Source organism: Burkholderia sp. 10_S31 (assembly GCF_056930375.1).
Window position 1 is genome coordinate 3,292,946 of record NZ_JBXOWK010000003.1, and the last position, 24,494, is coordinate 3,317,439.

The window sequence follows — 24,494 nt, forward strand, 5'->3', positions numbered from 1 at the left end:
ATGACGGAAAGCGACGGCTCGCGGCAACTAGCGGCGCGAACGGAACCAGTCGAAGCGGGAGCGCCGCGCGGCGTGGCCGAGATATGCGGGCGCGATGCTCTCGAGACTCGCGGGCGACACCCCGAGTTCCGGCGCGAGCGGCCCGGACAGCACGTTCGGCACCGACATCGACGCGAGATTGTCACGCGTGATCACCGGCTCGCCGGGCAGGCATTCGAACACGCGCGCCTGCAGCCTCGCGAGCGCGTCGGGCAGCCGCACGATGCGTGCCTGCCGGCCGACCAGCGTGCCGCAATAGCGCACCAGCTGCTCGAGCGTATAGACGGTCGGGCCGCCGAGCTCGTAGGTCTTGCCGTGCGCGCCCGCGAGATCGAGCGTGTTGACGAAGGCGCGCACGACGTCGCCGACGAACACCGGCTGGAAGCGCGCGTCGGGCATCGCGAGCGGCAGCACGGGCAGCGTGCGCTGCAGGTTCGCGAACGTGTTGAGGAACGCGTCGCCGGGGCCGAACACGACCGACGGGCGGAAGATCGTCAGTGCCAGCGAATCGGTCGCCGCGACCGCATGCAACGCGGCCTCGCCGTCGCCCTTCGAGCGCTGGTACATGCTCGGGCCGTGCGAATCGGCGCCGAGCGCGCTCATATGCAGCACGCGCCGCACGCCGACTTCGACGCATGCGGCGGCGAGCGCGGCCGGCAGCGCGACGTGCGCGCGCTCGAACCCGGGCCCGTACGGCGTGCCGCGGCCGCCGTGCAACACGCCGACGAGATTGACGGCCGCGTGCGCGCCGGCGACGAAGCGGGCCAGCGTGCGCGTATCGAACGCATCGAGTTCGACGATCTCGACCGGCAGCATCTGCAGGTGGCGCGCGTGCTCGCGCCGCCGCGTGCCGATCCGCACCTGCTTGCCGGCGTCGAGCAGCGCGTTGACGAGCCGGCTGCCGATGAAGCCGGTGCCGCCCAATAGCGCGACAGTCTGGCGATCATCCATGTTCGAGACCTCTAAGGGGCTGTTCACGCTAATAACGGGCTTGCGAACGAGCCTTGCCGGCTGCCCCCCAAGGGGACTTCCTTCGGGCGCGTGCAAGAAGCAAGGAGCGCCGTTTGGCCTAGCCAAACAAGCGACGCGCGACGCCGCAATGCGGCCGGCAAGGCTCGTTCCCCTGTTTGGAAAAAATCATTCGCGGGGCTGGCCGCCAGAAGGGCCGATCGCTGCGTCATGCTCCTTGCGAATACGTCGAGTATTCGCTTCGTCGCAATCCTTGCGCTCGGCCCTTCTGGCGGCCAGCGCAAGCCCGTTGTTAGCGTGAACAGCCCCTTAAACACTGCCGCGTCTCGCGCGGCAGTGTGTATGTTGCGGATCAGGGCGAGATCATGCCTAGACGTTTCTTCAACGACTGCGGTTTGCCCTCGAAAAGCGCCGCGTAGTAGACGGTATTCGACAGCACGTTCTTCACGTAGTCGCGCGTCTCGTTGAATGGAATCGTCTCTGCGAAGATCGCGCCTTCAACCGGTTGCGTCAACACCTGGCGCCACTGGCGCGGCCGGCCAGGGCCCGCGTTGTAACCGGCGGTCGCCAGCACCGGCGAGCTGTCGAAGGTGTTGTAGATGTCCGCCAGATACCAGGTGCCGAGCTGGATGTTGGTATTGATGTCGTGCATCTGCGCACGCGTGATCGCGCCCATCCCGAGCTTCTTCGCGACGAGTTGCGCGGTGGCCGGCATCAGCTGCATCAGCCCGCCCGCGCCGACCGACGAACGCGCGTTCGTGATGAAGCGCGACTCCTGGCGGATCAGCCCGTACGCCCATTCGATGTCGAGGCCCGACGACTGCGCGTAGCGCTCGACGATGTCGCGATACGGCGACGGGTAGCGCAGCGTGAAGTCGTGCTCGGCCTTCGTGCGGTCGGCCGTATTGACCGTGCGGTCGAGCAGGTCGATGCGCTTGCCGTATTCGGCGGCCGCGAGCAGCTGGCGATCGGTCATCCCGCGCAGCGGCCAGTTCCATTCGCGGTTGCCTTCGAGACGCAGGTTCAGCCCGTAGAAGCGCTGCGCGAGCGCGAAGCCCGGGATCTTGCTCATCGCGTCGACCTCGGCGTCGCTCACCTTCGTGCGCGGCGGAATCGACGTGCGCTGGCCGAGTTCTTCACCGGCGAGCTGCCCGTAGAAGTTGAACTGGCCCGCGACCTGCTCGAATTCCTGGTTCGCCTGCAGCGTGTCGCCGCTCTGCTTGAGCGCACGCGCATGCCAGTAGATCCATGCCGGATCGTCGCGCAGCGACGGCGGCATCTGTTCGATCGACCAGCGCACCATCGGCCAGTTGCCGACGAGCAGCGCGGCGCGCGTGCGCCATTCGTAGCCCGGGTTCGACAGCGGCGCGTTCGCGGATTTCGCATACCAGACCGACGCGAGCGGCGAGCGCTTGATCGCGCCCTGGTAGCCGATCGCGCCCCACGCGATCGCCTGCTCCTGCTTCGTCAGCGAGCCGGCGACCGACGTCAGCATCCCTGCTGCCGCGTCCGGATCGTTGCGCGCCATGCGGCCGAGCGCGATCAGCGCGAGCTGGTGCGATGCGGCGTCGGGGCCGACGCCGCGCGCGAGATACAGCGGCGGCGCGCTCGTCGCCTGGTCGAAGCCGACCGGGCGCGGGCCGAGCGCGTCGACGATCTTGCCGCCGAGCGTCGTGTAGTTCTGCTCGTACGCGAGGCGCGCCTGCTGCCACACGTCGTCGCTCGTGAACTGCTGGTTGACCGTCAGTGCCGTAATCAGGTCGACACAGGCGTCGCCGTAGTATTTCGGCTCGACGAGCAGCGCGCGCGCCGCCTCGGCGACGTTCTCGCCACGCGCCGCGCGCGATTCGAGCGCGTAGCACTTGACCTGCGTGTCGTCGTCGAGCACGAAGCGCTTGTACTGGTCGTCGAAGTTGCGCCAGTCGTGGCGCGCGCCGAGCACGAGCAGGTAGTCGTTGCGCAGGCGGTCGGCGATCGCCTGGCCGTCGTAGCGCTGCAGGAACGACTGCACGGGGGCGTCGGGCGCGTCGACACGCGCGCGGCCCGTCGAATCGAACAGCTGCGGCTTGATCTGGAAATACTCGACGTAGGACGGGACCGGATAATTCGGGATCGTCGACGCGAGCTGCGCGGCCTTCGCGGCGTCGTTGCGGCGCGCGGCTTCGCGAAGCTGCACGAAGATCTGGTCGTCCCCGGCGAGCGTGTCGTCGTTCGGTGCCGCACACGCGGCCGTGCCCGCGACGAGCGCGGCGGCCGACAGCGCGAGCGCGAGCGCGCGATATACTCGGAAAAGGCTGTTCGACATCGTTTTGAATGGAGCACGAAGTGAGCGAAAGCATAGCATGCAACCCTGTGCCGAACCCGAAGGTTGCGCTGCGCAAAACGCTGTCCGGCGCGCGTCGCGACGCCGCGTCGCAGCCCGATGCAAACGCCGCACTCGACACACGGCTGCGCCTGTTGCTCGCGCAGCTCGCACCGCGCACGGTCGGCTTCTACTGGCCGCTGCCGGGCGAATTCGACGCGCGCGACGCGGTGCTCGCGTGGTCCGCGGCCGGCACGGGCCGCCGTGCCGCGCTGCCGGTGATCGGCGAGCGCCACACCCCGCTCGCGTTCCATGCGTGGGATGCGCACACGCCGATGCGCGAAGGGCATCACCGGATTCCGGAACCGGCGTCGGGAATCGTCGTCGTGCCCGACCTGTTGCTGATTCCGTGTGTGGGATTCGATCTGCAGCGCTACCGGCTCGGCTATGGCGGCGGCTATTACGACCGCACGCTCGCGACGTGGCCGGGCGACACGCTGCCGGTGACGGTCGGCATCGCGTATGAAGCGTGCCGCGTGGATGCGCTGCCGGCCGAAGCACACGATCTCGCGATGCGCTGGATCGTGACCGACGGCGCGCTTTACCCGGCCGCTGCCGGATGACGCGGCGCGCGACACCGCGTCAGCGGCATGCCGCGCGTCACTGCGTTCACCGTCCCGTCCGCAATCGTTTACAGCGAGGCCGCCGCGCGCGCGGCCGTGTCGTAGAGGCCCGATGCGTGGCGCAGCAGCTGCGCCGCGTCGCCGATCTGCGCGTTGGTGAGTCCGCTGTCCTTCAGCGTCTCGATCAGGCAATGCTCGCGCACCTCCCGATACTTCAGGCACAGCTCGCGGCCCGCGTCGGTCGCGAAGAAGAACACTTCCTTGCCGCTCTTCTCGCTCTTCACATAGCCGCGCGCGATCAGTTTTTTCAGCGCATAGGTCGCGACGTGCGTATCCTCGATATTGAGCACGAAGCAGATGTCGGCGAGCTTTTTCTTGCGTTCGCGATGGCTGACGTGATGCAGCAGCGACACCTCGACCGCCGTCATGTCCTTCGCGCCCGCCGCCGACATGCAGCGCACCATCCAGCGGTTGAATGCGTTGCCGGCCATGATGAGCCCGTATTCGAGCTCCGACAGCTCCGCGCTCGAATCGGAAACGAGGTGTTCGGATGACACGATCTTGGTCGCAGGACGCTTCATGGAAAGGCGGCGCAAGCCGGATGTCAGAGTGTGCCGAGTGTACGACAGAAGCCGCCGCATCCGGGCTAGGCGAAAACGCTTATTGGGAAGTTGTCGATATTTTATTGACAATGTGCGCTAACATTGCCGTCCGAACCGTGCCAGTCCGATGACGCAACCCCGCATTTATCCGCTCGGCGATGCCGCCCTCGTCTGCGAGGTGCCGCCGCCCGCCACGCTCGATTGCCAGCGCCGCGTCTGGGCCGTCGCCGAGGTCGCGCGCGCGTGGCCCGACGTGATCGACGTCGTGCCGGGCATGAACAACCTGACGATCGTGTTCGACGCGCTCGCCGCGACGGCCGAGTCGCTCACGCCGGCGCTGCGCGACGCGTGGGAAACCGCCGACGTCGAGCACGCGGACGGCCGCGACATCGAGATCCCGGTCGAATACGGCGGCGCCGCCGGGCCCGACCTGCCGGCCGTCGCCGCGCATACGGGGCTGTCGGCCGATGAAGTCGTCGCGCGCCACGTGGCCGGCGAATACGTCGTGTTCTTCGTCGGTTTCCAGCCGGGCTTCGCGTATCTCGGCGGCCTCGATGCGTCGCTGCACACGCCGCGCCGCGCGGCACCGCGCCTCGAAGTGCCGGCCGGCTCGGTCGGCATCGGCGGTGCGCAGACGGGCATCTATCCGGCCACGTCGCCCGGCGGCTGGCAGCTGATCGGCCGCACGTCGCACGTGCTGTTCGACCCGACGCGGTCGCAGCCGACGCTGCTGCTGCCCGGCGACCGCGTGCGCTTCACCATTGCCGGAGTCGACGCGACATGAGCCAGAACACCGCACCGGGCACGATCGAGGTCGTCCGCGCCGGCCCGCTGTCGACCGTGCAGGATCTCGGCCGCCGCGGCACACGCCATCTCGGCGTCGCGCAAGGCGGCGCGCTCGACGGTCTCGCGCTCGAGGTCGGCAACCGCCTCGTCGGCAATCGCCCCGACGCGGCGGCCGTCGAGATCACGATCGGTCCGGCCGCGTTCCGCTTCACGCGCGCGACGCGCATCGCGATCACCGGCACCGAATTCGGCGCGACGCTCGACGGCAAGCCCGTGTTTTCATGGTGGAGCCTGCCGGTCACGGCCGGGCAGACGCTCGTGCTGCCGGCCGCGAAGCGCGGGATGCGCGGCTATCTGTGCATCGCAGGCGGCATCGACGTGCTGCCGATGCTCGGCTCGCGCAGCACCGATCTCGCGTCGCGCTTCGGCGGCCTCGGCGGCCGCGCGCTGCGCGACGGCGACCGGCTCCCGATCGGTGTGCCGCCGGCCGGCGCCGGCTGCCTCGCGGCCGATGCGCCCGAGTTCGGCGTGAAGGCGCCCGCGTGGTGCGCGTTCGTGCGCGTCGACGAGCCGCCGCGCCGCCACCGTCCCGCGCATGCGCCATGGGCGATGCCCGTGCGCGTGCTGCCGGGCCCCGACTACGCGTCGTTCGCGGCCGATTCGCAGCAGGCGTTCTGGGACGAGGAATGGCTCGTCACCGCGAACAGCAACCGGATGGGCTATCGGCTCGCCGGCGCCGAGCTCGCGCGCGAGCGGCCGGCCGAGCTGCTGTCGCACGCGGTGCTGCCCGGCACGATCCAGGTGCCGCCGAACGGCCAGCCGATCGTGCTGATGCACGACGCGCAGACCACCGGCGGCTATCCGAAGATCGGCACGGTGATCCGCGCGGATCTCTGGAAACTTGCGCAAGCACGGCTCAACCTGCCGATCCGCTTCGTGCGCACGACACCCGACGCCGCGCGCGCCGCCCTGACCGCAGAACGTGCCTATCTGCGGCAGATCGACGTCGCGATCGAGATGCGCGAGGAAGCGCGCCGCCGCGCGCAGTCGCGCGCGGCGTGACAATGGCGGAAGCAACACGGAGGACACGCCACGCCATCAGTGGACGAGGAACATTATGGAAATCGATCTGAATGCCGATCTCGGCGAAGGATGCGGATCGGACGAGGCGCTGCTCGACCTCGTCACGTCGGCGAACATCGCGTGCGGCTGGCATGCAGGCGGCGCCAATGCGATGCGCGACTGCGTGCGCTGGGCCGTGCAGAAAGGCGTGTCGATCGGCGCACACCCGAGCTTTCACGACCCGGAGAATTTCGGCCGCAAGGAAATGCAGCTGCCGGCCGGCGACATCTATGCGGGCGTGCTGTACCAGCTCGGCGCGCTGTCGGCGATCGCGCAGGCCGAAGGCGGCCGCATCGTGCACGTGAAGCCGCACGGCGCGCTGTACAACCAGGCCGCGCGCGACCCGATGATCGCCGACGCGGTGGTCTCCGCGATCCACGACTTCGATCCGTCGCTCGCCGTGTTCGGGCTCGCGAACAGCGTGTTCGTCGCGGCCGCGCGCCACGCGGGGCTCGCCGCGGTGGAGGAAGTGTTCGCCGATCGCGGCTACCGCGCGGACGGCTCGCTCGTGCCGCGCAGCCAGCCCGGCGCGCTGATCGACGATGAGGACGCGGTGCTCGCGCGCACGCTCGACATGGTGCGCGAGCGGCGGGTGCGGGCGGTGAGCGGCGAGTGGGTACCGCTCAATGCGCAGACCGTCTGCCTGCACGGCGACGGCCCGCATGCGCTCGCGTTCGCGAAGCGGATCCGCGCGGCGCTCGAAGCGGCAGGCGTCGACGTCGTCGCGCCCGGCGCGCTGCAGGCCGACGAAGGCGCGTGACGGGTTCGTCCGCCCCGCTGCCGCCTTGCAAAACCTGCCGCGCACAAGAAAAAAGCGCCCTCGTGGCGCTTTTCTGTTGGCGCAATCGCCGCGGACTTCGCCGTCTGTCGATTCGCCCCCCGAAACCGTCTGTCGACGGTGACCGGAAAAATGCTCCGGATTAAAAAACGTCCGCCGCCGCCCGATTGCTGCTTCCCCCGGCCGGACGACGGAGCGTCGCTTATCCGCAAGTCTGTCGCATGCATTTGTTGTGCCGACGATGTTTGGCCCCGCCGTGCATGCAGACACTCCGCGGCCGGCACGATCATCACGTGCCGGCTACGCTAACCCCGCGCTTTGTTTTCTGCTACCCCGTAGAACTTTTCTATTCTTTTCATTTTTTCAACTTGTGGGATGAAGAATAGATATTGGCAGAACGGGATGTCAATCGTTTTAAACGCTATTTCCTGAGGATTCGAGGGTTTTCCTTATCGAACCGCGCGGCCGCGCAGGCGCTTCACGCCGCGCGCGCAGCGTCGATCAAACAGGGGAGGATCGGTGCGCGGCACCCGGCGCGATCAGTTCGCGTCGACTTGGTATCCTTGCTGGCGCAACAATTCGAGCACGCCGCGCGGGCCGCCCAGATGCAGCGCGCCGATCGCGACGAATACCGGCCGGTTCGGTGCGGCGATTGCCGTCATCCGTGCAACGAAGCGCCGGTTGCGCTCGTACAGGATCTTGTTGTCGATCGACGCCGACAGCGCCTTCGAACGGGCCAGCCGCTCGCTCTTCGCGACCGCCCATGCCGAGATCGCATCGGCGTCGCCAATTTGCCACAGCCGGTGCAGCGACTTGATGTCGTCGGCGTTCTGCGCCGGCGTCTGCACCATGTCCTGCGCGAGCATTTCGCGCTGTTCGGCGAGCGTCAGCCCGGTGAACGCGCGCATCTGCTCGGCGAGCGTCTCGAGCCCGATCACGCGGCCGCCCTTCTTCTTCAGGAACACGTTCTGCAGTTGCGCCTCGGTGCCGTACTCGGTCTGCAGGCCGGCGGACAACGAGTCGTAGGTCTCGACGACCAGCGCCGCGAGCCACGGCCGCATCCGGCGGATCTCCACGAGCGCGGCCGGGTTGCCGCGCAGGCGCGCCGCGAGGCGCTGCCACAGCGGCTCGGGCAGCAGGCGCTGCAGGCACGGATAGCGGCACACGCCGTACTTCGACACGTCGTCCTGCGATTCGAGCAGATCGTCCGGCGACAGCTCGAGCGCAAGCGTCGGCGACGCGGCGAGCGCCGCGAGGATGCGCGGCCGGAACGGCTGCGCGCCCGGATAGTCGGACGGGTCGCCCGTGTGCAGCGTGCCGAGCAGGTACAGCGTGACCCTGCCTTTGGTGGCGACATAGAACGGCATGCGTGCGGGCTGCACGCGCACCGTGCCGCGCGCGACCGTGCCGTTCGACACGGACGGCGCGTGGAAGCCCGGCAGGCTCATGCCGGGCGGCGGAACCTGCGATGGATGGATCGGCGAACTCGCCGGCGCGCGCCCTTCGGCACGCGCGGCATCGACCGGCACCAGCATGCTGGCGGCCACGCATGCGCCGGCCAGCGCCGCGCCCGTGACCGTGCGCACGCTCCAGCGCCGTGCGTTGCGGCACGCGCGCATCATGCGCGCGCTGCCGGCCCCCGAACGGCGCACGCCAGGCGCGCGCGCCGCCAAACCATCAGGCATTCGCCTCCCCCACCTCCTCGGCGCGATGGCAGGCCACGCGGCGTCCGTCGACGTCGCGCAGCTGCGGTTCCTCGACGCGGCACCGCTCGACCGCGTACGGGCAGCGCTGGTGAAACGCGCAGCCCGACGGCGGATTGAGCGGCGACGGCAGCTCGCCCTGCAGCTTGATCTGCACGCGGCGGTCTTCCTCGAAGATCGCCGGCGTCGCCGACATCAGCGCGCGCGTGTACGGATGGCGCGGCCGAGCGTAGATCGTCGCCTTGTCGCCGAGCTCGGCGACGCTGCCGAAATACATCACCATCACGTCGTCCGCGACGTGCTCGACCACCGACAGGTTGTGCGAGATGAACACGTAGCTCGTCTTGAACTGCTCCTGCAGATCCATGAACAGGTTCAGGATCTGCGCCTGGATCGACACGTCGAGCGCGGACACCGGCTCGTCGGCGACGACGATCCTCGGATCGAGGATCATCGCGCGCGCGATCGCGACCCGCTGGCGCTGGCCGCCCGAGAACATGTGCGGATAACGCTTCGCGTGCTCGGGCCGCAGGCCGACCGTGCGCATGATCTGTGCGATGCGCGCGGCGCGCTCGGCGGCCGTCAGGTTCGCGTTGATCTCGAGCGGCTCGGAAAGCGTCTGCTCGACGGTCTTGCGCGGATTGAGCGACGCGAACGGGTTCTGGAACACCATCTGCACGCGGCGGCGCAGGTCGGCGACCGTCTCGCGGCTTGCGCCGGCGACGTTCTTGCCGTCGATCGTCAGGCTGCCCGCCGTCGGCGTCTCGATCATCGTGAGCTGGCGCGCGAGCGTCGACTTCCCGCAGCCCGATTCGCCGACGACGGCGAGCGTCTTGCCGCGCTTCAGCGAGAACGACACGCCGTTCAGCGCCTTCACCGTGCCCTGCCCGAACATCCCGCGCTTCACCGAATAGTGTTTCGCGAGGCCGTCGGCCACCAGCACGGCTTCCTCGTCGTGCGGCGTGGCACGCGTTTGATTGACTGCATTCATCGTGCGCCTCCCGTCAGGTCGAGGTTGGAAACATTGAGCGGCTTGATGCAGCGTGCGCGCATCGCATCGTTGCCGGACACCAGCGTATCGAGCGCCGGCCGCGCCTTGCGGCAGTCGTCGACGACGTACTTGCAGCGCGGCGCGAACAGGCACCCGGACGGGCGATCATCGCGGCCCGGCACCATGCCGGGCAATGCGGCAAGGCGACGCGCCCCCTTATTGTGCTCGGGAATCGCCGCGAGCAGCGCTTCGGTGTATGGATGATGCGGCGCACGGAAGATGTCCGGCACGCGATTGGTCTCGATCACCTCGCCCGCATACATCACCGCGACGCGCTGCGCGACCTCCGACACCACGGCCAGGTCGTGCGAGATCAGCACGAGCGCCATCCCGCGCTCCTTCTGCAGCTTCACGAGCAGGTCCATGATCTGCGCCTGGATCGTCACGTCGAGCGCGGTGGTCGGCTCGTCGGCGATCAGCAGCTTCGGGTTGCACGCAACCGCCATCGCGATCATCACGCGCTGGTTCATCCCGCCCGACATCTGGTGCGGAAACGACGTGATGCGGTTCTTCGCGTCGGGAATACCGACCTGGTCGAGCAGCTCGAGCGCGCGCCGGTGCAGCGCATCGCCGCGCAGGCCCTCGTGCAGCTTCAGCACCTCCTTGATCTGGTAGCCGACCGTGTAGCTCGGGTTCAGGCTCGTCAGCGCGTCCTGGAACACCATCGCGATGTCCTTGCCGACGATCTTGCGGCGCGCCTTCGGCGACGCCTTCAGCAGGTCCACGCCGTTGAACGTGACCTCGTCGGCCGTCACCTTGCCCGGCGCGTCGATCAGGCCCATCAGCGCCATCATCGTCACGCTCTTGCCCGAGCCCGATTCGCCGACGACGCCCACCACCTCGCCCGGTGCGATCGACAGGTTGATCCGGTCGACCGCGGGCAGGCCGTTGAAGTTCACCGCGAGATTGCGGATGGTCAGAAGATCTTGTGTCATTTGTGTCATGTCACGCCATCCGTTTCAGCTTGGGATCGAGCGCGTCGCGCAGCCCGTCGCCGAGCAGGTTGATCGCGAGCACCGAAATCAGGATCGACAGGCCGGGCATCGTCACGATCCACCATGCGTTGTCGATGTAGTCGCGCGCGGAGGCCAGCATCGCGCCCCACTCGGCGGTCGGCGGCTGCACGCCGAGGCCGAGGAAGCCGAGGGCGGCCGCGTCGAGGATGGCCGACGAGAAGCCGAGCGTCGCCTGCACGATCAGCGGCGCCGTGCAGTTCGGCAGCACTTGCGAGAACATCAGGCGCAGCGTGCCGGCACCGGCCACGCGCGACGCCGTCACGTACTCCTTCTGCAGCTCGCCGAGCGCCGACGCGCGCGTGAGACGCACATAGGCCGGCAGCGCGACGATCGCGATCGCGAACATCGTGTTGGTGAGGCCCGGGCCGATGATCGCGACGACCGCGACCGCGAGCAGCAGCGACGGCAGCGCGAGCAGCACGTCCATGATGCGCATCACGGGCGTGTCGGCCCACTTCTGGAAGAACGCGGCGACCAGCCCGAGCACGATGCCCGGGATCAGTGCGAGCACGACCGACACGAAGCCGATCCAGAACGACATCCGCGCGCCGAACATCAGGCGCGAAAGAATGTCGCGGCCCGCTTCGTCGGTGCCGAGGATGAATTTCCAGTTGCCGCCGTCAAGCCACGCGGGCGGGATCTTCACGAAGTCGCGGTATTGCTCGACCGGGCTGTGCGGCGCGATCAGCGGCGCGAAGATCGCGATCAGGATCAGCGTCAGCACGACGACGCCGGCGCCCACGGCGCCGCGGTTGCGCGAGAAGTTGGCCCAGAACTCGCGCAGCGCGAGCGCACGGCCGCCGGCCGGCGCGGATTCGGTCGGCAGGGTGTTTTGCAGATTGCTCATGGAATTACCTCGTGTGGCGGATGCGCGGATTCAGCACGCCGTACAGCAGGTCGACGACCAGGTTCACGACGATCACGAGCGTCGCGATCAGCAGGATGCCGCCCTGGACGACCGGATAGTCGCGGCGGCCGATCGCATCGATCAGCCACTTGCCGACACCGGGCCACGAAAAGAGCGTCTCGGTCAGCACGGCGCCCGCGAGCAGCGTGCCGATCTGCAGGCCGATCACGGTGACGACCGGGATCAGCGCGTTGCGCAGCGCATGCACGACGACCACGCGCACGGGCGACAGCCCTTTCGCGCGTGCGGTGCGGATGTAGTCCTCGCGCAGCACTTCGAGCATCGACGAGCGCGTCATCCGCGCGATCACCGCGAGCGGGATCGTGCCGAGCACGATCGACGGCAGGATCAGGTGGCTCACCGCCGACTTGAACGAGCCTTCGTCCGGCGCGAGCAGCGCGTCGATCAGCATGAAGCCCGTCGGATGCGGGAAGTCGTATTCGACCGCGATACGGCCCGACACGGGCGTCCAGCCGAGATACGACGAAAACACCATGATGAGGATCAGCCCCCACCAGAAGATCGGCATCGAGTAGCCGGTGAGCGCGGTGCCCATCACGCCGTGATCGACGACCGAGCCGCGCCGCAGCGCGGCAATCACGCCGGCGGGCAGGCCGACCGCGAGCGCGAACACGAGCGCGCACAGCGACAGCTCGACGGTCGCCGGGAAGCGCGCGAAGAACTCGCCCGCGACGCTGGTGTTGGTGATGATCGACGTGCCGAGGTCGCCGTGCAGTGCACGGCCGATGTAGTGGATGTACTGCACGGGCAGCGGCTGGTCGAGCCCGAGCCGTTTCATTGCCTCCGCATGCATCGCGGGATCGACGCCGCGCTCGCCCATCATCACTTCGATGGGGTCGCCCGGTATCAGGTGAATCAGCGCAAACGCCAGGATGGTGATGCCGATGAAGGTCGGGATCACCATGCCCACGCGGCGCAACACGAATCTGAACATGATGCGTCTCGTATTTTCTTGTGGGAAATGTGCGACCGGCGACGGGAAGCTTTTGGCCTCCCGCCGCCGGATGAGTTAGCCAGTCTTCGTAGACAGCTTATACGGGCCGTATTACTTCACGCCGACACCATCGAAGCGGGCATAGCCGAGCGGCTCGATGCGCATGTCGACCACGGTCTTGCGTACCGGCTGGTAGACCGTCGAGTTCGCGATCGGCGAGAACGGCAGCTGCTGCGCGAAGATCTGCTGGGCTTGCGTGTAGATCTTCGTGCGCGCATCCTGGCCCGTCGTCGTGCGCCCCTTCTGGACCAGGTCGTCGAACGGCTTGTAGCACCAGTGCGAGAAGTTGTTGCCCTTGATCGCTTCGCAGCCGAGCAGCGTGCCGAGCCAGTTGTCGGGGTCGCCGTTGTCGCCCGTCCAGCCGATCAGCATCGTGTCCTGCTCGCCGCCGTGCGCGCGCTTGATGTACTCGCCCCACTCGTACGTGACGATCTTCGCCTTCACGCCGATCTTCGCCCAGTCGGCCTGGATCATCTCGGCCATCAGGCGGGCGTTCGGGTTGTACGCGCGCTGCACCGGCATCGCCCACAGCGTGATGTCGAAACCGTTCGGGAAGCCTGCCTTCGCGAGCAGCGCCTTCGCCTTCGCGGTGTCGTACGCGGGCATCTTCAGGTTCTTGTCGTACGACCATTGGGTCGGCGGCATCGGCGCGCTCGCGGCCTGGCCCGCACCCTGATAGACGGATTCCAGAATCGCCTTCTTGTTGATCGCCATGTCGAGTGCCTGACGCACTTCGAGCTTGTCGACCGGCTTGTGCTCGACGTTGTATGCGAGGTAGCCGAGGTTGAAGCCCGGCTGCGACGGCATGTCGATGCCCGAGTCGGCCTTCAGCGTCGCGATGTCGGCCGGACGCGGATAGCTCATCACCTGGCATTCGTTGCGCTTGATCTTCTGCACGCGCACGCCCGGATCGGGCGTGATCGAGAAGATCAGCTTCGAGATCTTCACCGCGCCCTTCTTCCAGTAATCGGGATTGCCGTCGAAACGGATCGTCGCGTCCTTCGTGTAGCTGCGGAAGATGAACGGGCCCGTGCCGATCGGCTTCTGGTTGATGTCGGCGGCCTTGCCGGCCTTCATCAGCTGGTCGCCGTATTCGGCCGACAGGATCGACGCGAATTCCATCGCCATGTTCTGGATGAACGGCGCGTTCGGCTCGGCCAGCGTGAACTTCACGGTGTACGGATCGACCTTCTCGACCTTCGTGATCAGCTTGTCGAGGCCCATGTCGGTGAAGTACGGGAACGACACCGGATAGGCCTTGCGGAACGGCTGGTTCGGATCGAGCATGCGCTCGAACGTGAACACGACGTCGTCCGCGTTGAATTCGCGCGTCGGCTTGAAGAAGTCGGTCGTGTGGAACTTCACGCCATGACGCAGGTGGAACGTGTACACCTTGCCGTCGGACGAGACGTCCCACTTCTCGGCGAGGCCCGGCTCGACCTTGGTGCCGCCGCGCTCGAATTCGACGAGCCGGTTGTAGACGGTGAACGTGGCGGCGGTGAAATCGACGCCGGTCGTGAATTGCGCGGAATCAAAACCCGCCGGGCTGCCTTCTGAGCAGTAGACGAGCGTTTTGTTCGGGATCTGTGCGAATGCAGAACCCGCGACGCCGAGCGATGCCGCTGCCACGCCTGCAATGGCGGTAACACGCAGGGTGTGCAACAGACGGTTGTATTCCATGTTTCCTCCAGGTCTCCAGATCGGAACCGGTCCCCCAGGGGGCCGGGTACGCGGATATTACTTGAGCTAGCGATTCTGCAACAAGCCGGAGAAAAAACTCTTCTAGACGCATCCACGCGGGTTTTTGCCGATGTCTTGGACACGCGAAAAGTGCGTCTGCACGCGCGAGCGGCCATTTCGCCGATCCGGCGCGTGTTTCCTTCGATAACTAAACAATTCGTGCGTGCATGCGAACGTGCGTCACGCGGTATGTCCGCGTGATTTCCGGGCTTCGCCGCGCATCGTTGCGTTTTCGGAAACGATGAGATGCCTGTCCTGGCACGTACCGTCAGGCCGGCGCGTCGAGATCGGCGCTGCGCGCGGGCACGAACGCGACCGCGACGATCGACAGCGCGAGCCCCGCCATCACGTAATAGGTTGGCGCGAGCGGCGTGCCCGTCGCCTTGATCAGCCACGTGACGATGAACTGCCCGAACCCGCCGAACAGCATCACCGCGACGTTGTACGCGATCGACAGCCCGGTCGAGCGCACGTTGGCCGGGAACAGCTCGGCGATCATCGCGCCGAAGGGCCCGTAGTAGCCGGCGAGCGTCACCGACAGCACGGCCTGCACCGTGATCAGCCGCCCGATGCTCGGCGCGGCGTCGAGCCACGCGAACAACGGGTATATCAGCGCGAGCGTCAGCACGAGCGACCACAGCGACAGCCCCTTGCGGCCGATGCGGTCCGACCACGCGCCGGCGATCGGCGACAGCACCATCAGCAGCAGGTTGCCGACGATCACCGCGTAGAACGATTCCGCATACGGCAGCTTCAGTTGCTTCACCGCGAAGGTCGGCAGATAGCTGATCAGTACGTAGATCGTCACCGTCAGCGCGATCACCGAGCCGAGCCCGCACAGCACCTCGCGCGGGTGGCGCGTGAATACTTCGCCGAGCGTCGCACGGCGCGCGCTTTGCTGCGCATGCAGGAACGCTTCGGAATCGGCGAGATGACGGCGGATATAAAAGCCGATCGGCCCGATCACGAGGCCGAGGATGAACGGCACGCGCCAGCCCCAGCTGTGCAGCGCGTCGTGCGACAGCCCGCGCGTGACGGCCGCGCCGACCAGTGCGCCGATCAGCAGCGCGGCCGCCTGGCTCGCCATCTGCCAGCTGCCGTAGAAGCCGCGTTTCGAGAACGGCGCGGCTTCGATCAAGAGCGCGGTCGCGCTGCCGAATTCGCCGCCCGCCGAGAAACCCTGCAGCAGGCGGCCGAGCACGATCAGGATCGGGCCGCCGATGCCGATCGCCGCATAGGGCGGCGCGATCGCGAGCAGGAAGATGCCGGCCGTCATCAGCAGGATCACGAGCGACAGCGCGGCCTTGCGGCCCGCTCGGTCCGCATAGAGCCCGAACACGATGCCGCCGATCGGGCGCATGAAGAACGCGACGCCGAACGTCGCGGTGGTCAGGAGCAGCGACGAGTATTCACTGGTCGTCGGGAAGAACAGCTCGGCGATCACGACCGTCATGAAGCCGAACACCGTGAAGTCGTACCACTCGAGCGCGTTGCCGATCACGGCCGCCGCGACCGCGCGCCGGTTCAGCGCACGCTCGGGCCGGATCGTTTTGGTTGAATTCGCAATCGTCGCCATGCGAGCCTCGTTCTCGTGAATTCGCCGTATCGGGCGGCGCGGCGCGCGGGGATGCCGCGGCACGCTGGTTTGCAGCGAGTGTAGAAAGCGACGGAACCGTTTTCAAGCAATAAAAACGCCCGCCGTCGTCCGACAGCGGGCGTTTTGCGGTTTTCGCCACATTGCGGCATCGCACGATGCCGCAGCGGACGTCAACCCATCTTCGAGAATGCGCTGCACCAGCCCTTCGACGACACCTGCTTGCCGGGGAACGCGCCGCACGGGCCCGAAGCCGAGCCCTTCTTGCCCTGGTACAGCATGCAGGCCGCGCAATCCTGGCCCGCTGCGTATTTCGGATACTTCGTCTTGTCGACCTTCGTGGCATCGGCCTTGTAGCCGAGCGCCACGGCGGTCGGATCCGTTTCCGACAGCATCGGCGCATCGGCCAGCGCTTCGCGCGACAGTGCCAGCGCGGACACGGCGCCAATGCTCGTAATCAGGAAACTCCGACGGGTTGTTTTCATGGGGGACTCGCTCCACGTTATTGGTTTGAAAGCTGCTCTGCCGACAGCCGTTCGACAGAATAACGCTCAAGCGGATGAATGTGCGCGCCGAAATGCCGGAGATAAGGGATTTCACACGGGTTTCGCACGGCCGGTCCGTCCCCGCGCGTGCCGCATGGGTCACGCATGCGACGTCATGTCGCCGACGCGCTGCGCGAGCGCGAGCGACGCGGTCAGCCCCGGCGACTCGATGCCGAACAGGTTCACGAGCCCGCGCACGCCGTGCTGCGCGGCGCCCTGCACAATGAAGTCCGCCGGCGACTCGCCGGGCCCCGCGAGCTTCGGCCGGATGCCCGCGTACGCCGGCTGCAGCGCGTCGTCGGGCAAGCCCGGCCAGAATGCGCGGATCGACGCGTAGAACGCGCCCGCGCGCGCCGGATCGACTTCATAGCGCAGCGAGTCGCACCATTCGACGTCCGGGCCGAAGCGCGCCTGCCCGCCGAGATCGAGCGTCAGGTGCACGCCGAGCCCCGCGCGATCGGGCATCGGGTAGATCAGGTGCGAGAACGGCGCGCGGCCCGACAGGTTGAAGTAATTGCCGCGCGCGAGATAGAGCGGCGGCACCCAGCGCGGATCGAGGCCGCGCGTGCGGCGCGCGAGCGCCTGCGCACCGAGGCCCGCGCTGTTGATCACGCAGGCGGCCTCGATCTCGGTCGGCGCGTCGCCGCCGGTGCACACGACGAAGCGGCCGCCGCGCAGCACCTCGATCGATTCGACGGGAGACTTCAGCGCGCACATCGCGCCGTCGCGCTCGGCATCGCCGAGCAGTGCGAGCATCAGCTGGTGGCTGTCGACGATGCCGGTGCTCGGCGAGAACAGCGCCTCCGTGCATTCGAGCGCGGGCTCGAGCGTCTGCGCCTCGGCGCGCGTGAGCGGCATCAGGTCGAGCACGCCGTTTTCCACTGCACGCGCGGCGATCGCCTTCAACTGCTTCACCTGCGCGGCACTCGTCGCGACGAGCAGCTTGCCCACGCGCCGGTGCGGCACGTGGTGCGTTTCGCAGAATTCGTACAACAGGTCGCGCCCGTGCACGCACGACATCGCCTTCAGCGAACCGCGCGGGTAGTAGAGCCCCGCGTGAATCACTTCGCTGTTGCGCGAGCTCGTGCCCGTGCCGATCGCGTCGGCGGCCTCGAGCACGATCGTTTCGCGCCCGCGCGCGGCGAGCTCGCGCGCAATCGCAAGACCGACGACACCTGCGCCGATCACCACACAATCCATCTGCTCCATGGCGTTTCGCTTCACTCACGCGTCGAGGGGAGAGAAAGGAATTGTACGTCCCGGTTCGCCCGCTTGCCGAACGTATGTGTATCGGCACGTACGCACGCGCCGCGACGCGCGGCGCGACGTGCGCAGGCCTCGGCGATACGCGCGCCGCCGGCTCAGAATCCGATCGGCCTGCGCTTCGCCGCGCCTTCGTCGGCGCGGATGTCGGACGGTGCGATCACGTCGCGGCCGTCGAGCCGCGCCGCACCGAACGCATGCAGCAGCGCGCGGCGCATCGTGCGCGGCGGCGTCGCGGCCAGCACGTCGAGCGCGTCGTCGTCGAGCGTGTCCGGGAAGCGCCGCCCCCACGCGTGCGACGTGCGGATCTCGTCGTAGATCGTCTGCGCGATCCGCCGCGCACCGGCCGCATCGGGCGGTGCGATCTCGTACACGTTCATCCGGTTCAGCAGCGGCTCCGGAATCGCCTGCGCGTCGTTCGCGGTCGCGACCCAGATCACGTTGCCCGCATCGATCGGCACTTCGGCGAATTCGTCGACGAACGCGCGCGCGGTATCGTGCTCGAGCAATGCGTACAGCGCGCCGAGCGGATCGTATTGCGCGTCGCTGCCGGCCTTGTCGATCTCGTCGACCGCGATCACCGGGTTCGCGTAGCTGCCGTTGACGAGTGCATCGAAGACCTTGCCGGGCTTCGCGTTCTTCCATTGCGACGAGGCGCCCGACAGGATCCAGCCGGCCGTCAGCGAACTCATCGGCACGTAGTGGTACGCGGTGCCGAGCAACTGCGCAAGCGCCTTCGCGAAATGCGTCTTGCCGATGCCGGGCGGCCCGAGCAGCAGGATCGGCATCAGTTCGAGCCGATCATCGGTCTCGAGGCACAGCGCGACCTGCTTGCGCACGTCGTCGAGCGGCTCGGTGAAATTGGGCAGCGCGTCGCCGAGCTCGTCGAACGACGGCATCCGGTTCGGCTTCACGCAAAAGCGCAGATTGCCGGTCTTGAGCATCCGCTCGTAGGTAGCGCGCAGTGCGTCGCTCGCGCTCTCGTTCAGGTCGTTCAGCGCGGTCTCGACCTGCTCGAGGTCGTACACCGTGCTGAAGGACGCCACCGCCAGTTCCTGTTTCACCATCGCCGTCGTCATACCAACCTCGCTACCGCTGCCGTCACACAACCATCAGACCCTTACGATTTCAGTGTAGCGATCCCGCATCGGCGCGCAAGCAAGCAGCCGCGCGAGTCTGCTGCTAACACCGCGCGCGCACTGCAGCATCGCGCCGCGCGGCGTATGATCGAAGGTTCACCGGCCGCCGCGCCGGCCTCGCCGACGGCGCCCGCGCGGCGCCGCGCGCGCTTCGTTTCGAAGGTATGCCGATGTCCGTCCCCGCTGCTGCCCCGCGCGTCGACCGCGACGCGATCCATGCCGTCGACGCCGCGCTCAAGTCGCGCCGCGCGATTCGCGCCTTCCTGCCGACACCCGTGCCGCGCGACACGCTCGAGGCGATCCTCGAAGCCGCGAGCCGCGCGCCGTCGGGCACCAACATCCAGCCATGGCACGTGTACGTCGCGACCGGCGCGGCGCGTGACGCGCTCGCCGCGGCCCTCACGGCGGCATACGACGATCCGGCGCGCGACGAGAAATATGTCGCCGAGTACGACTACTATCCGCGCGAATGGGTGTCGCCGTATATCGACCGGCGCCGCAAGGTCGGCTGGGACCTGTACGGCCTGTTGAACATCGGACGCGACGAAAAAGCCCGGATGCACGCGCAGCACGCGCGCAACTTCCGCTTCTTCGATGCGCCGGTCGCGCTGTTCTTCACGCTCGATCGCCTGATGACGCACGGCGCCTGGCTCGACTGCGGGATGTTCCTGCAGGGCGTGATGACGGCCGCACGCGCACGCGGCCTCGACACGTGCCCGCAGGCCGCGTTCGTGCCGTTCCACCGGGTCGTCGCCGAGCATCTCGGGATACCGGCGAACGAGCAGCTCGTCTGCGGGATGTCGCTCGGCCACGCGGATCCGGACGCGATCGAGAACCGCCTCGTCACCGAGCGCGCGAGCGTCGCCGAGTTCGCGCGCTTTTTCGCTTGAAAACGCGTGACGCGAACCTACCTTTCGATCAGGACCGGATCGTGCTGCGAACCCGCGGCGACGCGTCCTGTCAGACCACCGTCCAAATCGATCGGGCGTAAGATGTGCGTCCGTTCCCCGCTACCCCGCGTTTCCGGAGAAGTTCCATGCTGAAACACGGCCTGGCCGTCCTGCTCGCGAGCATCGCGCTCGCGGCCCATGCGCAGAGCCCCGCACCGGCCGTCGTCGCGTGGGAGATCCAGGTGGTGCGCGACAGTCAGACGATCGACACGTTCCAGCAACGCACCACCGTGGGTCAGACCCGCACCGACACCCATCGCTATCCGTCCGCCGTGCCCGTCGGCTGCGGCAATGCCGCGCGCGTCGTGCCGACCGAGCGCTCGCGCTCGGTGACGGTCGCGCCGCTCGCCGTCGACGACGCCGCGCACACGGTGTCGCTCGCGCTCGACGTGCAGGAAACCCTCGACGACGAAAACGCGACGCGCAGCGATCCATGCCTGCCCGCGTCGCCGCGGCAGATCGTCGCGAGCCATCCGGGGCTGGCGGTCGGCGGCGACGCGTGGACCGACTGGACGATCGTCGAGCAGCACCCGCATCTCGTCTACCGCGTGCGTGCGCACGCCGCAAAGGACTGAGCGCCATGTCCGCCGACGCCCTGTCCCTGCCGTTCGCCGAACCGCACGCCGCGCCCGACGAAATCACCGCGGTCAGCTGGAACCTGCACAAGGGCCGCTCGCCGCTCGGCTTCACCGCGTGGAACGCGATGCGCAACTGGATGCAGTCGACGCACGCCGACGTGTATTTTCTGCAGGAAGCGATGGCGCGCCGCATGCCGCGCCCGATGCTCGCCCCCGGCTTCGGTGCGCCGATGGACGACGCGGTCGACGACGTGTGGCACTGCCAGGCCACCGAGATCGCGCAGGCGCTCGACTGGCAGATCGCGCTCGGGCCGAACGTGTTCAAGCCGTCGTGGCGGCACGGCAACGCGATCCTGTCGCCGCATCCGCTCGATCTCGGCGGCCGCTGGGACATCTCCGCGCACCGCTTCGAGCGGCGCGGGCTGCTCGTCGCGCGTGCGACGCTCGCCGGCGCGCGCCCCGTCACGCTGCTGTGCGCGCACCTCGCGCTCACGCGTGCGGCGCGACTGCGCCAGATGCACTGGATCGCGCACTGGATCGTGCGCAACGCGGGCGACGATCCGCTCGTGCTCGCCGGCGACTTCAACGACTGGCGCAACGATTCGGTCGCGCTGTTCGGCGAGATCGGGTTGTCCGAGGTCGCGACGCTGCTCGGCCAGTCGGGCCGCACGTTCCCCGCGTTCTCGCCGGCGCTCGCGCTCGACAAGATGTTCGTGCGCGGGCTCACGCCGCTCGAATGGCAGGCACCGTCCGGCGAAACCGCGTGGCTGTCCGACCACCTGCCGTATATCGCGCGGCTGCGCCTCGATCAGCCGTGATGCAGCAGCGCCGCAAGTGCGGCCGCGCTGCGCGCGCTACAGTAGCGCTTTGCCCGCCCCGCCGTCGCGCCGCCATGAGCTACCTCCCGATCCTGCTGCAAATCGCCGTCGTCTATCTCGTCGCGGCGATCACGCCCGGCCCGAACTTCTTCATGATTTCGCAGTTGTCGCTCGCGGGGCGACGCAGCCTCGGCGCCGCGTCGGCACTTGGCGTGGGCACCGCGTCGGTCGCCTGGGCGACGCTCGCGATGCTCGGCCTCGCAGCCGTGCTGCACCAGGTCGAATGGCTGTACGAGACGATCCGGATCGGCGGCGCCGTCTATCTGGTGTATTTCGGCATCAAGCTGCTGCGCTCGGGCGTGCGCCGCGACGCGGCGCCGGCCGACACCGCGAATGCGAGCACGCCGCTGGCCGCGCCGCACGCTCGCGACTACCTGCGCGCCTATCGCGGCGGCCTGTTCACCTGCCTGACCAACCCGAAGTCGTGCGCGTTCTGGACCAGCGTGTTCGCGGCGATGCTGCCCGCGCACGTGCCGCTGTGGTTCAACGGCGCGGTGCTGGTGACGATCGGCGTGCTGTCGGCCGGCTGGTATTCGTGCGTCGCGTACCTGTTCGCGAGCCCGCGCGCGCAGCGCGGCTACCGGCGCGTGCGGCGCCCGCTCGACGCGCTGTGCGGCGCCGCGCTCGTCGGTCTCGGCGCGAAGCTCGCGGCCGACCGCTGAAAGCTCGTTGAAATGATTCGTTGCGCCAAATCCGCGCAGCCGCGCGGGTCAAGCCCGCATCTGCCCCAAGCAGGGTAAAATAGCGAGTTCCTCAATCGTCTGTCATCGAGAAGGCGCGTGTCCGACGCGCCGGCCGGCCGATCCGCGATCGGGCCGACGCACTCGGTTTTTTGCCCGTTTTTGGGCCCGTTACACGCGTTCGCTACGCGCGTCCGTTTTCAAAGCCATGAGCAAATACGACACCGCCACCGTCCAATCCGTCCATCACTGGACCGACACGCTTTTCAGCTTCACCTGCACCCGTGAGCCGAGCCTGCGCTTCAACAACGGCGAATTCACGATGGTCGGCCTCGAGGTCGACGGCAAGCCGCTCGCGCGCGCCTACTCGATCGTCAGCCCGAACTACGAAGAGCACCTCGAATTCTTCAGCATCAAGGTCCAGAACGGCCCGCTGACGTCGCGCCTGCAGCACCTGAAGGTGGGCGACTCGGTGCTGATCGGCAAGAAGCCGACCGGCACGCTCGTCGCCGACAACCTGCTGCCCGGCAAGACGCTGTGGATGCTGTCGACCGGCACGGGCCTCGCGCCGTTCATGTCGATCATCCGCGACCCGGACATCTACGAACGCTTCGACAAGGTCATCCTGACGCATACCTGCCGCCTGAAGGGCGAGCTGGCGTACATGGACTACATCAAGCACGACCTGCCGGGCCACGAATATCTCGGCGACATCATCAAGGAAAAGCTCGTCTATTACCCGACGGTCACGCGCGAAGCGTTCGACAACGAGGGCCGGATCACCGACCTGATCGCGACGGGCAAGCTGTTCACGGACCTCGGCGTGCCGGCGTTCTCGCCGGAAAACGACCGCGTGATGCTGTGCGGCAGCACCGCGATGCTGAAGGACACGACCGACCTGCTGAAGCAGGCCGGCCTCGTCGAAGGCAAGAACAGCGCGCCGGGCCACTACGTGATCGAGCGCGCATTCGTGGACTGATCGCCCCCGAATTTGTGCCGCATCAAGAACCGGAGCAAAAGCTCCGGTTTTTTTTCGTCCCGACTTGGCGAATTCGTAACAAACCGGGACCATCCCATCTCAAATAGTTACATTTTGATACGGGCTCGCCGGACGCTTTCGTGTCGGTATTTTTCCTACAACGGCTTCGTTCCGATTATTCACATTTACCCTTAAATGTCCGTCCAGCATGACGTTTTCCAATTTTTTGAGATATTATTCGCCCCGCGCGGTCGCCGATCGGGCGACCATTGAAGGGTCGGACTCAAACGTTACAAGATGTAACTTTTGTTACCTCTGCATGAGGCGATTCTCTGGCGGCAGCCGTCATCGAAACGGCAGCCGGTCCACGCAGCCAGCCGGTGTCTGAACCGCTTTCTGACAGCAGGGAGAGTATGGATACGTCGCTCAACGCGCCCCCGGGCGCCCACGCCCCGTTCCCGTCGCGGCCGCTCGCGCACAGCTGCGCCGAGGCCGCACCCGTGGCCGAAACCCTGCCCAAACGCGACGCCTGCGCTGCCCGGATCGCGGCGCTGTCCACCCAGTTGATGGTCGCCGACGAAGCGGCCCGCCGCTATCTGGCCGGCGAACTGCATGACGGGCTCGGCGCCGAACTCACCGCCGCACGTTTCGCGCTCGCAAACGTTCAAACGTGGCTGCCGGCCGATGCGCCGGACGGCTGCCTGCGCGCGCTCGAACTCGCGCAGCGGGCGCTCGACGCCGCAACCGACGCAAACCGCCGGCTGATCGATGAGCGCGACACACCGGCACTCGACGGCGGCCTCATCGGCGCACTGTCGGCGTGGGTCGACAGCCACGCGGCCCGCACCGGCCTGCGCACGAGCTTCGTCTGCGCGGCCGACGCGCGGCTCCCGCAGCTCGCCGGCGCCAGCGCGCTCGCGATCTTCCGCGTCGCGCAGGAAGCGCTGTCGAACGTCGCGAAGCATGCGCGCGCGGCGTCCGTCGACGTGCAGATCGACACGGACGGCTCGCATCTGTCGCTGATCGTCACGGACGATGGGACCGGTTTTGCCCGTAGCCGGCGCGCCGGCTACGGCCTCGCCGGCATGCGCGCCCGCTGCGAGGCGTTCGGCGGCAGCTTCGACGCGAGCGCACCGGAATCGGGGCGCGGCACGCGCGTCACCGCGCGCTTCGCGTGGGACTCGCTGTTCTCGGTGCCGGCCGCCGTGCGCCGCGCATCGCGTTCGTGAGGTCGT

At 67.6% G+C, this 24,494-nt stretch carries 23 protein-coding genes; 10 read left to right on the forward strand and 13 right to left on the reverse strand.

The annotated features are described in order from the left end of the window. Window positions 1-27: 27 nt before the first annotated feature. Window positions 28-990: a complex I NDUFA9 subunit family protein gene (locus tag AC1Z3W_RS35515; RefSeq protein WP_057924552.1), complete on the reverse strand. Its 963-nt coding sequence runs from the start codon at window positions 988-990 to the stop codon at window positions 28-30. Window positions 991-1,360: 370 nt separating this feature from the next. Then, window positions 1,361-3,313 (reverse strand): lytic transglycosylase domain-containing protein, encoded by a 1,953-nt coding sequence (locus AC1Z3W_RS35520; protein ID WP_057924553.1) that lies wholly within the window; start codon window positions 3,311-3,313, stop codon window positions 1,361-1,363. Between the two features lie 8 nt (window positions 3,314-3,321). Here AC1Z3W_RS35520 and AC1Z3W_RS35525 point away from each other — a divergent pair, with 8 nt between their 5' ends. After that, window positions 3,322-3,933 carry a 5-formyltetrahydrofolate cyclo-ligase gene (locus AC1Z3W_RS35525; RefSeq protein ID WP_057924554.1) on the forward strand — a complete coding sequence of 204 codons (612 nt, stop codon included), beginning with the start codon at window positions 3,322-3,324 and terminating at the stop codon, window positions 3,931-3,933. 68 nt (window positions 3,934-4,001) lie between these two features. Here AC1Z3W_RS35525 and AC1Z3W_RS35530 read toward each other — a convergent pair whose 3' ends face one another. After that, window positions 4,002-4,514: a winged helix DNA-binding protein gene (locus AC1Z3W_RS35530; RefSeq protein WP_057924555.1), complete on the reverse strand. Its 513-nt coding sequence runs from the start codon at window positions 4,512-4,514 to the stop codon at window positions 4,002-4,004. Between the two features lie 148 nt (window positions 4,515-4,662). On the opposite strand from AC1Z3W_RS35530, the gene pxpB reads away from it, so the two are divergent. Genes pxpB through pxpA form a run of 3 tightly spaced genes read left to right on the forward strand, consistent with a single transcriptional unit; the run spans window position 4,663 to window position 7,203 of the window. Further along, window positions 4,663-5,319 carry a 5-oxoprolinase subunit PxpB gene (gene pxpB / locus AC1Z3W_RS35535; protein ID WP_057924556.1) on the forward strand — a complete coding sequence of 219 codons (657 nt, stop codon included), beginning with the start codon at window positions 4,663-4,665 and terminating at the stop codon, window positions 5,317-5,319. Further along, complete coding sequence (locus AC1Z3W_RS35540) at window positions 5,316-6,383, forward strand: 5-oxoprolinase subunit C family protein (RefSeq protein WP_057924557.1); 1,068 nt, start codon at window positions 5,316-5,318, stop codon at window positions 6,381-6,383. The genes pxpB and AC1Z3W_RS35540 overlap by 4 nt, the downstream gene beginning before the upstream one ends. Window positions 6,384-6,438: 55 nt before the next feature. Beyond that, entirely contained in the window at window positions 6,439-7,203 is a 765-nt protein-coding gene (pxpA, locus tag AC1Z3W_RS35545; protein ID WP_057924558.1) for a 5-oxoprolinase subunit PxpA, read from the forward strand. A gap of 557 nt (window positions 7,204-7,760) precedes the next feature. Here the strand turns inward: pxpA and AC1Z3W_RS35550 are convergent. From AC1Z3W_RS35550 to AC1Z3W_RS35595, 10 genes are all read right to left on the reverse strand, one after another. Continuing rightward, window positions 7,761-8,906, reverse strand: coding sequence for a TraB/GumN family protein (locus tag AC1Z3W_RS35550; RefSeq protein ID WP_057924559.1), 1,146 nt, complete (start codon window positions 8,904-8,906; stop codon window positions 7,761-7,763). After that, the gene (locus AC1Z3W_RS35555; RefSeq protein WP_057924560.1) at window positions 8,899-9,915 is read right to left on the reverse strand and encodes a peptide ABC transporter ATP-binding protein; all 1,017 of its coding nucleotides are present in this window, start codon (window positions 9,913-9,915) and stop codon (window positions 8,899-8,901) included. The genes AC1Z3W_RS35550 and AC1Z3W_RS35555 overlap by 8 nt, the downstream gene beginning before the upstream one ends. Continuing rightward, window positions 9,912-10,910 carry an ABC transporter ATP-binding protein gene (locus AC1Z3W_RS35560; protein WP_057924819.1) on the reverse strand — a complete coding sequence of 333 codons (999 nt, stop codon included), beginning with the start codon at window positions 10,908-10,910 and terminating at the stop codon, window positions 9,912-9,914. Before AC1Z3W_RS35560 ends, AC1Z3W_RS35555 begins: the two co-directional genes overlap by 4 nt. 10 nt (window positions 10,911-10,920) lie before the next feature. Beyond that, window positions 10,921-11,838, reverse strand: coding sequence for an ABC transporter permease subunit (locus AC1Z3W_RS35565; RefSeq protein ID WP_483509448.1), 918 nt, complete (start codon window positions 11,836-11,838; stop codon window positions 10,921-10,923). Between the two features lie 4 nt (window positions 11,839-11,842). Continuing rightward, window positions 11,843-12,853: an ABC transporter permease subunit gene (locus AC1Z3W_RS35570; RefSeq protein ID WP_057924562.1), complete on the reverse strand. Its 1,011-nt coding sequence runs from the start codon at window positions 12,851-12,853 to the stop codon at window positions 11,843-11,845. A gap of 111 nt (window positions 12,854-12,964) precedes the next feature. Further along, complete coding sequence (locus AC1Z3W_RS35575) at window positions 12,965-14,593, reverse strand: ABC transporter substrate-binding protein (protein ID WP_057924563.1); 1,629 nt, start codon at window positions 14,591-14,593, stop codon at window positions 12,965-12,967. Between the two features lie 328 nt (window positions 14,594-14,921). Beyond that, a complete protein-coding gene (locus AC1Z3W_RS35580; protein ID WP_057924564.1) occupies window positions 14,922-16,229 on the reverse strand; it encodes an MFS transporter in 1,308 nt (435 codons plus the stop codon). A gap of 191 nt (window positions 16,230-16,420) precedes the next feature. Further along, window positions 16,421-16,732 carry a high-potential iron-sulfur protein gene (locus AC1Z3W_RS35585; protein ID WP_124833782.1) on the reverse strand — a complete coding sequence of 104 codons (312 nt, stop codon included), beginning with the start codon at window positions 16,730-16,732 and terminating at the stop codon, window positions 16,421-16,423. Between the two features lie 159 nt (window positions 16,733-16,891). Further along, window positions 16,892-18,001 carry an NAD(P)/FAD-dependent oxidoreductase gene (locus AC1Z3W_RS35590; protein ID WP_057924565.1) on the reverse strand — a complete coding sequence of 370 codons (1,110 nt, stop codon included), beginning with the start codon at window positions 17,999-18,001 and terminating at the stop codon, window positions 16,892-16,894. 152 nt (window positions 18,002-18,153) lie between these two features. After that, a complete protein-coding gene (locus tag AC1Z3W_RS35595; RefSeq protein ID WP_057924566.1) occupies window positions 18,154-19,134 on the reverse strand; it encodes an AAA family ATPase in 981 nt (326 codons plus the stop codon). Between the two features lie 230 nt (window positions 19,135-19,364). Here AC1Z3W_RS35595 and AC1Z3W_RS35600 point away from each other — a divergent pair, with 230 nt between their 5' ends. The 6 genes from AC1Z3W_RS35600 to rqpS all read left to right on the forward strand — a co-directional run bounded on the left by AC1Z3W_RS35600 (window position 19,365) and on the right by rqpS (window position 24,488). Then, complete coding sequence (locus AC1Z3W_RS35600) at window positions 19,365-20,084, forward strand: nitroreductase (RefSeq protein WP_124833780.1); 720 nt, start codon at window positions 19,365-19,367, stop codon at window positions 20,082-20,084. 146 nt (window positions 20,085-20,230) lie between these two features. After that, the gene (locus tag AC1Z3W_RS35605; RefSeq protein WP_124833779.1) at window positions 20,231-20,719 is read left to right on the forward strand and encodes a hypothetical protein; all 489 of its coding nucleotides are present in this window, start codon (window positions 20,231-20,233) and stop codon (window positions 20,717-20,719) included. 5 nt (window positions 20,720-20,724) lie between these two features. Further along, window positions 20,725-21,540, forward strand: a complete 816-nt coding sequence (locus tag AC1Z3W_RS35610) for an endonuclease/exonuclease/phosphatase family protein (protein WP_057924568.1) — start codon at window positions 20,725-20,727, stop codon at window positions 21,538-21,540. Window positions 21,541-21,614: 74 nt separating this feature from the next. Further along, window positions 21,615-22,262: a LysE family translocator gene (locus tag AC1Z3W_RS35615; protein ID WP_124833778.1), complete on the forward strand. Its 648-nt coding sequence runs from the start codon at window positions 21,615-21,617 to the stop codon at window positions 22,260-22,262. Window positions 22,263-22,488: 226 nt separating this feature from the next. After that, window positions 22,489-23,259 (forward strand): ferredoxin--NADP reductase, encoded by a 771-nt coding sequence (locus tag AC1Z3W_RS35620; RefSeq protein ID WP_059535031.1) that lies wholly within the window; start codon window positions 22,489-22,491, stop codon window positions 23,257-23,259. Window positions 23,260-23,672: 413 nt separating this feature from the next. Beyond that, window positions 23,673-24,488: a quorum system sensor histidine kinase RqpS gene (rqpS, locus tag AC1Z3W_RS35625; RefSeq protein WP_124833777.1), complete on the forward strand. Its 816-nt coding sequence runs from the start codon at window positions 23,673-23,675 to the stop codon at window positions 24,486-24,488. The last annotated feature ends 6 nt before the right edge of the window (window positions 24,489-24,494 follow it).